The sequence below is a fragment of the Aurantibacter sp. genome, from assembly GCF_039941195.1.
Taxonomy (GTDB): Bacteria; Bacteroidota; Bacteroidia; order Flavobacteriales; family Flavobacteriaceae; genus Aurantibacter_A.
The window spans coordinates 1-12,949 of record NZ_JBDVFA010000033.1 but is presented as its reverse complement, the minus strand read 5'-3'; the positions used below and the strand labels follow the sequence as shown (position 1 = coordinate 12,949).

Sequence of the window (12,949 nt, the reverse complement as noted above, 5' to 3'; positions counted from 1 at the left end):
TTGGATCCCGATTTCATCGTTTATCAAGTAGCCCCGTTTTTTTTTACGGGGCGTGACTTGTGGATTTTGCGCCCGCCTGAACGGAACGGGCAGGGTATTGAGAATAAAAGAATGACAACCGTTCCGAAGCTTCGGGAGCATACCCGCCAGTAAAATTTGTCGGGCTGGTTGCGACTTGATATGTTAGTGCCTCCGACGAGCGCAGGGAGAGGAAGGCATAAAAAAACCGTAGCGGCTTACTTGGCAAATAAGTACTTACTCGCGATTGCTTATAACTTGAAGAAGTACCTGAAATACGAACAAAAACGAGTAAAAAGTGGAGCAGGACAGCCTGCTTTGGTTGCATTTGTAAAAAGTATCTTTCAGCAGCTGTTCGGAATCGCTGTAAAGCATCAAAAAATTGCCTTCTACATCTAAGTTGATATGAAAAAAACCTCCTAAAGAGGCTTATATAAATCTGTTTTCGATTAATTAATAGCTTGTGCAACGGTTACCCTTGTTAGCAATAGTTTTTTACAATCAGTATATTTTTATTCATTCCAATCCATTCCTCCAAGTATATACCATTTGTCTGCTCTTTTTATCCATGTGTGCGTTAATCTGGTATTGCTTTTAAAAAGAAAGAGGCGATAATGAAGAATTGCGACATTGTTTTCAATTTGAATTCCTTGTTTTTCTATTCGGAATTTTGTGTCTGCTGGCATTGGTTTTGAAAAGTATTTTTCCAAGTACTCCGAACCAGAATTCTTTTTTGCGGAGCTCTCTAAACGACTTGGCCAACCTAGAAAATTTTCGTCCCACATTGATAAGATTTTTGAATGGTCAGCCTGAACATGAGCTTTGATATATTCTTGTTCCAATTGCCATAATAAATCCTTTTGGTTTTCGACCGTTTGGCTCTTGTTAGAACACGATAATAACAATCCCGTGAATGAAATTGATATAACAATAATTATTAATTTATTAAAATATTTCATTCAGCTGTTTTTTAATAATAGTTGGAAGTTTTAGGCTTTTTCAAATTATTGCTAACGGTCTTGTATATGAAACGTAGCGTATAAATAAACACTAACTTTTCGGATTAAACACGAGCCGAATTTTTATTTTTTCTATTTACTTTTTATTTTCTAAATATATAAAAATAAAAATTTGGCGGACTTAATAAATAAGCAAAAACCTCTCGAAAAGCCTATAATAGCTATGTTTTATATACGTTGTTGTGCATAGTGCTTTCACGTTCTGCTTGGTTTCCCGATGTTCATTTTTAGTTCGGAATTTAGCGTTGGTTAGACATACTCTTTTGCAATTTTTGGTGTAGCGTCGGCATTGCGCGAATTGCGAATGTGTATGGCTTTAAGCGTTGGCATTGGCAAACTAAATTATTTTGTAAATAGTCAGTCAGAGGTCAGTTGTCAGATTATTTTATTTCACTAAAAGAAAAGGGCTGTTGTAACAATTTCAACAGCCCTTTTTTAATCTCACTATGTAATAAAACTACTTTTTTCTAATTACTAATTGATACACACAGGGAATAACAACCAAGTTTAGAATAGTAGCCGATAACAAACCTCCTAAAATAACTACTGCCATAGGACTTTGTATTTCACTTCCTGGTTCGCCACCTTTTAAAGCTAATGGAATTAATGCCAAGCCTGTTGTAAAAGCCGTCATTAAAATTGGATTCAATCTGTCTAATGCTCCTGTTTTTATTAATTGAAAGCCTTGCATTCCTTCTTTCCTTAAATCTTCGTAACGTGAAACCAATAAGATTCCGTTACGTGTTGCAATTCCAAATAGACTAATAAATCCAATTGTGGCTGCAATACTGATGATTCCTGATGTGAAATACACAATCAAAATTCCACCTATTAATGCTAACGGTAAATTAATTAATACTACAAAAGCCAATTTCACATCTTTAAATTCATAATAAAGAAGTAGAAAAATAACAGCTATGGCAATGATTGCTGTTACTAAAAGTAATTGTGAGGCTTTTGATTCGCTTTCAAACTGTCCGCCATATTGCACGCGATAGCCTTCGGGCATTTTTACATTGTTTGCAACCACTTCTTTTATTTCTTCAACCGCACCTCGTAAATCTCTACCTTGAACATTAGCAGCCACCACAATTTTACGTTGTACATCTTCTCTGTTAATCGTATTTGGGCTACTTACCGACTGAACAGTTGCCAATTCGCCTAAAGTAGTTTGTCCACCATTTGGCAAGCTAATTAATGCGTTATTAATGTTTTCAATATCATCTCTAAATGGTTTTTCGTAGCGTACTACCAAATCAAAATACTGCTGACCTTCATAAATCTCACCTACTTCTTCGCCTGCATAAGCAATATCCACTTGTTGCATTAAGTCGCCAACGGTCATTCCATAAGCAGATAGAATTTGGCGTTTTGGTTTGATACGTATTTGTGGCACTTCAATTTGTTGGTCAACAGCAACATCTGCCAATCCATCAATTTCTTTAATATTTTGTTCTACGCTTTTGCCAACTTCAAATAACCGTTGCAAATCTGAACCGAATATTTTAATAGCAATATTCGCTCTTGTACCAGAAAGCATATGGTCAATTCGGTGTGCAATGGGTTGCCCTAATGTAATATTAACACCTGGTGCAACGCTCAATTTATCACGGACTTCCTCGAAAAATTCTTCTTTGGTTTTATCCTCAAGTACAAAAGGTACGTCAATTTCTGAAGCATTCACACCTTGCGCGTGTTCGTCTAATTCGGCACGACCTTGTCTGCGTGTAACAACTTCTACTTCGGGTAAATCCAATAAGATGGACTCTATTAGTTTTCCTGTTTTGTTGCTTTCTTCCAAAGACATTCCTGGTGGACCAACTACGCTTATTACCAAAGAGCCTTCATTAAATTCAGGAAGAAAACTTCTCCCTAATTGCGTGAGTACTAAAAGGCTTATTATAAAGGCAATTACTGTAGTTCCAATAATGGTTTTCGGAATATTTGTGGCACGCTCCAAGAGATTACCATAATGTTTCTGTAGCCAACGTTCTACGCGTGTACCTTCTGCTTGTTTGTTCAGTAATTTTTCGTTGTTCAATAAATAAGAACACAAAATCGGTGTTACCGTTACCGCAACAATTAAAGAGGTTAAAACAGAGGTTACAAATGCAATTCCTAACGGCTGCAACAAACGTCCTTCCATTCCGCTTAAAAAGAATAGTGGAATAAAAGACACGATAATAATTAAGGTTGCAATAATGATTGAGCTGCGTATTTCAACCGAAGCATCACGAACAACTGTAATTGTTGATTGTCGTTCTGCTTTTGGTTTTCTGATGTTTTCACGCAAACGTTTATATACATTTTCCACATCAATAATAGCATCATCCACTAATGCACCAATCGCAATTGCCATACCTCCTAAACTCATCGTATTTATGGTATAACCTAACCATTTTAAGATGATAATAGACACCAGTAATGAAATTGGAATTGCTAATAACGATATTAATGTGGTTCGCCAATTCATCAAAAAGATGAAAAGAATTATCATTACAAAAAATGCACCTTCCATTAAAGTCCAATTCAAATTACTGATGGAAGCATCAATGAAATCGGACTGCCTAAAGATTTGACTTTTGATGTTGACGCCTTTTGGTAAGGTTGTTTCCAAATCTGTAATCGCTTCATCCAATCGGTCTGTCAGTTCCAAAGTATTGACATCGGGTTGCTTTGAAATGGTTAAAATAACTGCTGGTTTTGCATTTAATGAACCATCGCCAATCTTATCCGCAGCACCAATTTGAACGGTTGCAACATCCTTTATTTTGATGGTTTGACCATTGACTTGTTTTAAAACGGCTTCCTGTAAATCTTCCAACGCATAAGCTCTTCCACTTCCCTTGATAATGTATTGATTACCATATTGATTGATTACGCCACCTGGTGCATTTGTGTTTGCTTCCTTAACGTGTTCGACCAATTCTGAAAGACTCACATCGTAATGCTTCATCTTTTCGGGATTGGCAAATACTTGGTATTGCTTATAATCTCCACCAATAACCACCACATTGGCAATACCACCAATAGCTTTTATACGTGGTCTGATTGTCCAATCTGACAAGGTTCGTAATTCCATTGGTGATAAACTATCAGATGTTACACCTAAGAGCATAATCTCGCCCATAATGGATGAAATAGGTGCCATAGTTGGTGCTCCGATGCCTTCGGGTAAATTTTCACGAACCATAGGAATACGTTCACTAACAATTTGACGTGCACGATAAATATCGGTTCCCCACTCAAATTCAACCCAAACAATGGAAATTCCTGCTGCTGATGACGAACGGATTCGTCTCACATTTGGCGAACCATTTAAGGCTGTTTCTAATTGATAAGTGACTAATTTCTCTACTTCTTCCGATTCCATTCCGTGGGCTTCGGTAAGAATAGTTACCGTTGGTGCTGTTAAGTCTGGGAATACATCAACATTCATAGTCTTTGCATAATACACGCCCAACACACTTAACACCACAGCTCCTAACAGAATAAGCAATCTGTTATGAAGTGATATATTTAATATTTTATTCAACATAACTTTTGCTTTTAGTGTTCGTGTCCGTGTGCAGGTGTAGAACCTGACATTGATGCCATTTTTACTTGGTATGCTCCTGTGGTTACAACCACATCACCAACCTGTAAACCTTTAAGCACCTCAACGTTTTTACCGTTTCGTTGTCCTATGGAAATAGGGCGTCTTTCAAAACTTTCTCCGGAAAGTTGTACCATAACCGAATAATTGCCGTAATCTTCCAATAAAGCAGATTCGGGTACAAGTGTTCCTTGTTCACCGTTACCCATCGCAATTTGTACTTGGGTTAAGCTTCCATCAGGTAAAGTAATAGCATCGTTTACTTTGGCATATACCGAAATTAACGGACTCTTACGCTCAACATCTTTTGATATTGACAGAATTTCACCTTCAGCATCTAAAATACTTTTCCAATTTCCCATTTCGGTTTGATACCAAACATTTTTAATGTTTTGCATCGTCAACCCATACGTAGGTGCTATTTGCGATTTCAATACTTTGGATTGTTCGGTCGCAATACTTATTAAAACGGTTCCTTGTTCTGCATAATCGCCATTACCAATATTGACACTTCTTATAAAACCATCAAAAGGTGCCCGTATTTGCTTACTGCCACCAGAAACACCTGAAGCAAGTGACTGATATTGCGACTTTGCAATGGTATAGTTACTCTCTACTTTTTCAAATTCTGATTTTGGTATAATCTTACTCTCGTAAAGCTCTTTCTTTCTATTATACTCGGATGTGGCTTGGTCGTAGTTCGCTTTGGCTTTCGCTATTTCTGCGCTTAAATTATTACTTGCCAATCCTTGGCTGCTTACATTCATAAGCAATTGACCTTGTTTAACTTCTGTTCCTTCCGTTAAGTTAGTTGTGGCAAAATTTACAGTTCCATTAGCCGTAGCGACCATTGTTTTTACAGAACCTTGTGCAGGTTGCCAAACTCCCGATGTCTTAATCACATCGTAAATCTCACCTTTAATGACTGGTGCAGCTTGAAAATCTATTTTCCAAGCCTGTTCTTTTAAAAAGGAAATAGAACCATCTTCACCTGCATCGCCTATTGCTTTATTGGCTTCTTCCAAATTAGCATATACCATTAGGTCTTTAATCACAATTTTATCTTCGTATTGTGGTGTTGAAAGGTCGAATACCAATTGATGCATTCCCGCTTCCTTTGGCTGAATGATAGGCGAAAATATTCCTGGTGATGACGGACTATCTGCTGTAGCACGAATGCCTTTGTCACCTTTAATTAAACTTACTGTAACCGAACCCTTACGCACAGGTTGGTGTTTATCCATAACCGTAAAATGCGCTGCAAATTTGCTGGGTTGCCCAACAATAAGTACAGGGAATTCAACGAACAATTCGGTTTGGTTTGTCCAAATGGTATAATCCACTCGAGGTATTTCTTCGCCTACGTGACTTCCATCTGGATTGTGGGCGTGATTATCTTCATTATTTTGCTTACAAGCTATTGCCATAAAGGCAAGCACAATTATTATATACTTTTTCATTTGTTTTATTTTTAGTGGTCGTGGTGTTCTTCTCCGTTGTCGTGAGTGTGTGTTTTCTCTTCGGATTTAATAGAATCCTTTTCCACGGTAAACTCTTCTTGTTTCACTTCTTCATTGTCGTGAGAATGGTCTGAACCTTCATCGTGTGAATGTCCGTGTTCTTCTTCCTTTTGTTCTTTTTTGGTGTCTCGACATCCTGTAAAACTTATTGCTGTTATTACCATCAATGCCATTAGATATTTTGATATTATTTTCATTTTTTTAGATTTTTAAATTGTTAAAGTTGATGTATTAATAATTGTGCTTGTAATAGCTGTAATTCTTTTTCCATTTGCAGCATTTTGTCAGTAGCATCCCGATAAAACTGCACTTCCATATAGTATTCCAAAAAGGAATATTCCCCTAAATTGTAGGCTTTAAAAAGCAAATTTTCACTATTTAGGGTTTCTATGGTGTTTTGGTATTCGGTGTATTTATCGAACAACAATTGGTACTGATTATACTCCTGTTGTAATTCGGCATACAATAGTTGTTTGACTACTTGCGAACTTGATTGTTGGTACTCATAATTTACCTGTGCTGCTTTAACTTTATTCTTACTGCTCCATAACGGAATGGACAAACCACCGTAAACACCAGAATAATTATTGCCATTTACACCTTGGTAGTTATAACCTAAAGCAAGGTTGGGCAATATTTTATTCTTTTCGAGTTTTACATTTTGAAGTGCTGACGCTTCATTAGTCAGTAACTCCAATAGTTTGGGGTCATTTGCCAATTTCTCGCTCCATAGAACTTCCATAGTTTGCAGTTCAAAAGGCATCTTTAATTCCAGATTATCCAACTCTAGAGATTGCTCACCATTTAAAGTTTGCAACACCGTCATTTGATTCTGGATTTCAGCTTCTAATTGTTCTACTACAAATTGTTCTTGAATCCAAGCTACTTTGGCTTTGTTAAGGTCTAAAATGCCAACTTGTTCTTTATTAAAAAGTTCTTGCATTTGCTCATAAATCTGCTTGCTTTGTTGCTTTCTATTGGTTTCAATAGTTTTTTGCTTTTGAAGTATATAGAGGCTAATTAACCCTTGTTTTGCTTTTAAGAGTACTTCCTGTCGTTTTTTGGTAAATAGGGCTTGTAGTTGTTCTGCTTTTATGTTATTCCATTTACTGCGCACTGCATACACCGTTGGAAATTCAAATGACTGCGAAATTTCAAACTCGGTATAATCGTTACTTTGATGTTCGCCAAATGGCAAATAATAACCCAAAAGTTGAGGGTCTGGTAAATTATTACCACTTTTATTTTGCAAGTTTTGCCCATTGATGTACGATTGATAGGCTTTTAACTGGGTATTGTTTTGTTCTATTTGGTTAAGTAATTCATCTACTGATTTTGATTGAGAATAAATGTTACCAACGAACAGGCATACACCAATGGTGCATACTAATTTTATGTTCATAATGATGTTTTTTTAGGTTTATCAAAATACAATTACAGGGATACGTTTGTATATACTAACAAAAACCCTGTATAACTGATTAACCTAAACTTGGTGGTCCCCGAAGTAAGCAATTGGGGAAATATGTGTTTTGAAGTTTATCTGGCGGATGATACCATCTTTCATTTGAGGTATCAACATTTATAAGTGCAAGATTTACGGTTGTAGGAAGTAGTGTTTTTACCGATTCTTTTTCTGCGGTAATTTTCTTTACTATTGATTCCTTCAACACCAACACATCTGTTGTTGTATTGGTATGCACGTGCATATCTAAAAACCAATCAAAAAATCCTTTATTAGAATTATTTTTTTCAGGGGTTTCGTGATGATGCTCGTGATTGTGTGAATGCGCTACTTCACTATGTTGATGTTCTTCTTGATGCTGATGATGCCAATGTGGCACAACTTGGTGCATCAGTAACATACTGAAAATGCCCAAGAAAAATAGTGCCTTTATGTTTTGGTGTTTTTGCATCACATACAAAAGTAATAATTTATAATTTGGTTTTTGTTTTTTCGATGTTAGTTATTTCGCTGTGCGTTAGCAAGAAACAGCTCTTTTATTTTTTAGAGCGTTGGCTTTTTTTAGCGGTGGAAAAAAATGAATGTGCTGTTTGCGTGTTGGCTTTTTTAGTTCAAATGTTCAATTTTAGTACGATTTTCGCATTATGCACAACGGTATTGTGTATATTTAGTTGCGTGTTTCAGCAACTAATTTAGCAAACAAATCACAGATAGAAAATTCCGCTGGAATTTTCGTAAGTCGGCAGTGAACTAGCAATTAATTATACACGTTGTTGTAGCGAGTTTTATATAATCAATAAATTAGCTAAATTAAGAAACAAATCAATTCTAATCCCCAAACCGAGGTGTGCGTTTTTCCATTGTGGCTTTGAACGCTTCGGTAAGATCTTCAGAAATAAGCATTGCGGCATTCCAGGTAGACATATAGTTAAGCGCATCATCAACCGAATGATCTCTGGTATATAATAATACTTTCTTAGTTCCTCGTATCGACAATGGAGATTTAGAAGCAATGATTGTAGCTTTTTTCATAACGCCTTCAATTAATGTTTCTCTCGAAGCATAACACTGATTTACCAGACCAATACTTTTTGCTTCTGGTCCAAACACTTTCCTTCCGGTATATGCCATTTCGGCTGCCATTCCTGTGGATATAATTTTAGGTAAACGTTGTAGTGTACCAAGATCAGCAACCATTCCTAAATCAATTTCTTTGACCGTAAAATAAGCATCTTCTGTACAATAACGCATATCGCATGCAGTTGCTATATCTACACCACCACCAATACATCCATTATGAATAGCTGCAAGTACTGGTTTTGAACATTTTTCAATAGCCGTAATTGTTTGTTGAAGTGTTAATATTAATTTCCTAACCTTTTCACTTCGTTTTCCAGAACAAGCAATATCTTGAAATCTATCTATCGACATTAATAATTCTAAATCGATTCCTGCACAAAAATGCTTTCCTTCACCTCTAAGCACAATAACCCTTACTTCATCAGTAGTAGAAAGCGTATCGAAAATAGTTTGTATTTCTGTCCATGCTTCCATGTGAAGCGCATTTGATTTTTCTGGTCTATTGAATGCAACTTGTGCGATTTTGTTTTCTATGTCAACTTTAAAATGCTTGTACTTCATAGTTCTGTTTTTAATTCTGACTAACGTCAAATTTAATTATTGAATATCAATTAGTTATGATTTTATAAAATCCTATCATTTTCACTCTTTTTTTATTCAATTTCCCTTTGGTCGTTAGCAGAAGAATTTAGTAAAATTCTGTTTCGTGGGGAATTCGCTACAACGGTTACGGCTAAGGTTCGTTGCTGTGATTTGTCCGCAGGACAATCCAGCCGAACCTAAAGATAGCTTTTTGCGCGTGATTTCCGTTTAGGAAATCCGCAAGCAATGAATTTTAGCCATTGTTAGGCAAAGTTTTTTTCAACTCCTGGTATATGGCCTTGTTCGATTTTCCGTTTGACGAAAAGTAAATTTTCCCACCAGATTTTTTTGTTATTAAAATCCATGGGCGAGCATGGGAATTAATAAGCGCTTTTACATTTTCTCCGCTATTTGTCCTGAAAAACCCTTTTTTACGGTTACCCATTGAAAATCCGTTTATTCTATTCCGTAAGCTTGGTCTTTTGTCCGTTAATTCAATTAACTGAATGTCAGATACAGGCATTTTCTCGCCATATAGTCCAGTTATTTCCAACTGTCCATTATCTAATATTAATTCGTTGTCAGTATAACCTATTCCCACGGTCCCGATGGCAAATATCAGAACGCCAATAAGAGCATAGAAAATGATTTTCCTATGTTTTGGATTAAGATTCTGATAATTCTTTACTGAAGAGTTCATTTTAAATTTTGCCTAACGGTTCGGCTATGGCAAGTAGGGCAGGCAAGGAAACTTTTTGTTTCCGTCTGATCTGCGAGCCAGAGCTTTTTGTTTTGTAATTATTTTTTCTTTTTTAATTGCCAAATCCAAAAGATTTGGCGGACTTAGTAAATACGCCCAAGCCATTAAATATAGCGCTTTATGCCCTATTTGCTATAGCCATTGTTCTACACCGTTTTTTCTCTGCGCTTCTCAAGTTCCGCGACTAATTCTATTCGCTTTTTCTTTGCACTTCTTCGGCCTTTATTAAATCGAGCGTTTTCTTCGTCTACTATCAAGTCCGAAATCAGATGCTTAATTTCTTCGTTTGTCAATTCGTTAGGTTCTTTATAATACAAGTCAATTCCGAATTCGGGCGATTCCGTTATTTCATTTTCCAGCTTGTTAATCCGTTCCGTGGGTATTTCCGTTTCAACATCCGTCAATTCGTAATTAGCCTTTGGTAACTCGGATTTGCCAATACTTTCCAAATAATCGCTTAAAATCCTTCTTTCCACCAATATTTTTCCGCTACCAAATTGGTGTCGGTCAGACATATTTTTTTTTACTCCTGAAATCCAATATTCATTTCCCGTTTCGATGTCAAAATAGTTTGCATAGATACCTGTCCCGCTCAAACTTTGAAACGCTTTTCCGTTAAAATAGATAGTTTTTCCACTTTTAGAATACGACACAAGTCCAATCCATGCAGGTCCATTATCGGAAAATCCGCTTTTCAATTCGATATATTTTAATTCCGTTTTCAAAGTTTCTTTTAAATGGTGTAGAACGGTCTCGGCTATGAGTAGTTGCGTGAGTTAGCGATTAACTTTGCAAGTACACACCAAACTGAAAATCCGCAAGGATTTTCAGGAGTAGGCGAGAACAAGCAATTACTTATAGCCATTGTTATGTGCAGTTTTTTATTCACTCAATTTATTAAATTTAACATTTTTAGCTCTACTGCTTGATATATTGAATCCAAAAATTTGTCCAAATTTATTTCTTAAAAAGACAACTTTCTGAATCGAACCTTTATTTCCGATGAAAAAGTCTTTTTTAATTGCTTTTAGTTTAAAATTTCCAAGTCTTGTATGATTCGCAATTAAAAAATTATTCTCCACCAAAAAGGTGTAGAAAGTGTTTAATTCTGGACTGTAATATTTACCCTCAAACTGTTTTAGTGAATTTGAATTATAATCTGCGGGAATGTATTTATCCAAAGTAATCTTATAGCCATCATTTAGTGTCAAAATCATTTGATTAGATTGGAATGATACAGAGACATACTCATTAATGGCCATTTCAAATTCATTTTCATCGACAGGAATTAATGGTGATTTATCATCGTCACTTCTGATATATTGTAAGGTGTCATTTTGAATTTTTAATTGACGAGAATATCTGTCTTTGTCGTTCCAATAATAACCCTCACAATTCTTTAATGATTTTACTGGTTTTATAATCGGTGTTTTTTTACTGAGTAAAGTTTCTGATGTTGGTTTATAATTTATGTTTTTCAAATAATCTGATAAACATATTTCAGTTAATTGACCTACAAGTTTACCACCATCAATTTCAGAATTGTTGTTAAAGAAAATTATGCTAATGTCTAAATCTGGAAATCTGCCAATGTAAGCTTGATAACTTGCATCTTGTCCACTATGAGCAATTCTTTTTATTCCCTTGTACTCATTGATAAATTGACCATTTGCATACCCATAATTATTCCCGTTGCTCAACTTTTCTTGGGAATGCATTTTATCAAACAAACTACTATCGCCAACTTCTTTTTTGCTGAAATTTATTACCCATTTACTTAAGTCTTCGATGGTAGTTGACAAATTTGTGGCTCCATAGCTGGTGTTATTGAATACATCTTCGATAAAGTACTCGCCATCTTTATAGTATGAATTAGCTTTGTTTTTGATTATTTGACCTTCTTTATCTACGAATTGAGTGTTATGCATTTTCAATGGCTTAAAAATGTATTTTTCTGTGTACTCTGAAAATTGCATACCCGAAACTCGTGTAACAATTTCTGCTAATAAAGTGTAGCCAGAATTACTATACAAAAAGTCTTTATTAGGCTCAAAATTCAATGAAGTTTGATTGTAGAGAATATTGAGAACGTGGTCATTGTCTATGAAATCATTTAAGCGCCATCCAGAAAGTCTCAATAAGTTCCACTGGTCTTTAATTCCGCTGGTATGGTTTAAAAGATTGTTTATAGTTATCTTATTATCAAATTCGTTTAGTTCAGGTATGTATTTTCTAATGTCGTCATTCAATGAAAGTTTGCCCTCATTTTCGAGTTGTAAAATTGCAAATGCGGTAAACTGTTTGGAAACGGACGCTACGTGAAATGATGTCTCTTTTGTGATTAGAATTTGGTGTTCTAAATTTGCAAGACCTAATTCTTTTTGAATGACTAATTTATTGTTGATAACAATTCCAATGGACATTCCAGGTTCTTCGCCATTGTAGTCTAATAAAAGAGAATCAATTTTCTGTGCTATTTCATTTACATCAAAATTGAAGTTTAAGTTATTTTGAGCTTTCGAGTTAGAAATAAAAAAAAGTATGTGTGTACATACTAAAATGACTTTATAATTAAGTTTCATTAATGTGCCGGTATTTCAGTTTATTTTAATTGATTAGTAGAATGATTATTCGATATGTTACAATGTTGCTTCAAAATTGCACATAACGCAGCGCTATGGGCAGTTGGTCTTTTTTTTATGGAAATATAGTAAAATCCAACAACGATGTAACGGGAATAGTACTAATTATGAATTTGGATCCCGATTTCATCGTTTATCAAGTAGCCCCGTTTTTTTTACGGGGCGTGACTTGTGGATTTTACGGTATTGAGAATAAAAAAACGACAACCGGATTGCGTATAGCGACTTGATATGTAGCGTTGCTAAGCCGTAGCGGCGTATTTGGCAA

Annotated in this window: 10 protein-coding genes; all 10 read right to left on the bottom strand. The window is 35.6% G+C overall.

Annotated elements, in window-relative coordinates:
- Positions 1 to 530 precede the first annotated feature (530 nt).
- A complete protein-coding gene (locus tag ABJF52_RS06005) occupies positions 531 to 977 on the bottom strand; it encodes a nuclear transport factor 2 family protein (protein ID WP_348147757.1) in 447 nt (148 codons plus the stop codon).
- A 517-nt stretch (positions 978 to 1,494) separates the two neighbouring features.
- Positions 1,495 to 4,575, bottom strand: a complete 3,081-nt coding sequence (locus ABJF52_RS06000) for an efflux RND transporter permease subunit (RefSeq protein WP_348147754.1) — start codon at positions 4,573 to 4,575, stop codon at positions 1,495 to 1,497.
- A gap of 11 nt (positions 4,576 to 4,586) precedes the next feature.
- Positions 4,587 to 6,092 (bottom strand): efflux RND transporter periplasmic adaptor subunit, encoded by a 1,506-nt coding sequence (locus ABJF52_RS05995; RefSeq protein ID WP_348147752.1) that lies wholly within the window; start codon positions 6,090 to 6,092, stop codon positions 4,587 to 4,589.
- 11 nt (positions 6,093 to 6,103) lie between these two features.
- Positions 6,104 to 6,349 carry a hypothetical protein gene (locus ABJF52_RS05990; RefSeq protein WP_348147749.1) on the bottom strand — a complete coding sequence of 82 codons (246 nt, stop codon included), beginning with the start codon at positions 6,347 to 6,349 and terminating at the stop codon, positions 6,104 to 6,106.
- A 20-nt stretch (positions 6,350 to 6,369) separates the two neighbouring features.
- Entirely contained in the window at positions 6,370 to 7,554 is a 1,185-nt protein-coding gene (locus ABJF52_RS05985) for a TolC family protein (RefSeq protein WP_348147746.1), read from the bottom strand.
- A gap of 79 nt (positions 7,555 to 7,633) precedes the next feature.
- On the bottom strand, positions 7,634 to 8,068 hold the full coding sequence (locus ABJF52_RS05980) for a hypothetical protein (protein WP_348147743.1): 435 nt from the start codon (positions 8,066 to 8,068) through the stop codon (positions 7,634 to 7,636).
- A gap of 377 nt (positions 8,069 to 8,445) precedes the next feature.
- The gene (locus tag ABJF52_RS05975) at positions 8,446 to 9,258 is read right to left on the bottom strand and encodes a crotonase/enoyl-CoA hydratase family protein (RefSeq protein WP_348147740.1); all 813 of its coding nucleotides are present in this window, start codon (positions 9,256 to 9,258) and stop codon (positions 8,446 to 8,448) included.
- Positions 9,259 to 9,532: 274 nt separating this feature from the next.
- The gene (locus ABJF52_RS05970; protein WP_348147737.1) at positions 9,533 to 9,979 is read right to left on the bottom strand and encodes a hypothetical protein; all 447 of its coding nucleotides are present in this window, start codon (positions 9,977 to 9,979) and stop codon (positions 9,533 to 9,535) included.
- Between the two features lie 206 nt (positions 9,980 to 10,185).
- Positions 10,186 to 10,764, bottom strand: coding sequence for a hypothetical protein (locus ABJF52_RS05965; protein ID WP_348147735.1), 579 nt, complete (start codon positions 10,762 to 10,764; stop codon positions 10,186 to 10,188).
- Positions 10,765 to 10,920: 156 nt separating this feature from the next.
- Positions 10,921 to 12,621: a serine hydrolase domain-containing protein gene (locus ABJF52_RS05960; RefSeq protein WP_348147733.1), complete on the bottom strand. Its 1,701-nt coding sequence runs from the start codon at positions 12,619 to 12,621 to the stop codon at positions 10,921 to 10,923.
- Positions 12,622 to 12,949 lie beyond the last annotated feature (328 nt).

Excerpts from the sequence above, each read along its gene's own strand:
- ABJF52_RS06005 (WP_348147757.1), bottom strand. The coding sequence starts at position 977 with ATGAAATATTTTAATAAATTAATAATTATTGTTATATCAATTTCATTC.
- ABJF52_RS06000 (WP_348147754.1), bottom strand. The coding sequence starts at position 4,575 with ATGTTGAATAAAATATTAAATATATCACTTCATAACAGATTGCTTATT.
- ABJF52_RS05995 (WP_348147752.1), bottom strand. The coding sequence starts at position 6,092 with ATGAAAAAGTATATAATAATTGTGCTTGCCTTTATGGCAATAGCTTGT.
- ABJF52_RS05990 (WP_348147749.1), bottom strand. The coding sequence starts at position 6,349 with ATGAAAATAATATCAAAATATCTAATGGCATTGATGGTAATAACAGCA.
- ABJF52_RS05985 (WP_348147746.1), bottom strand. The coding sequence starts at position 7,554 with ATGAACATAAAATTAGTATGCACCATTGGTGTATGCCTGTTCGTTGGT.
- ABJF52_RS05980 (WP_348147743.1), bottom strand. The coding sequence starts at position 8,068 with ATGCAAAAACACCAAAACATAAAGGCACTATTTTTCTTGGGCATTTTC.
- ABJF52_RS05975 (WP_348147740.1), bottom strand. The coding sequence starts at position 9,258 with ATGAAGTACAAGCATTTTAAAGTTGACATAGAAAACAAAATCGCACAA.
- ABJF52_RS05970 (WP_348147737.1), bottom strand. The coding sequence starts at position 9,979 with ATGAACTCTTCAGTAAAGAATTATCAGAATCTTAATCCAAAACATAGG.
- ABJF52_RS05960 (WP_348147733.1), bottom strand. The coding sequence starts at position 12,621 with ATGAAACTTAATTATAAAGTCATTTTAGTATGTACACACATACTTTTT.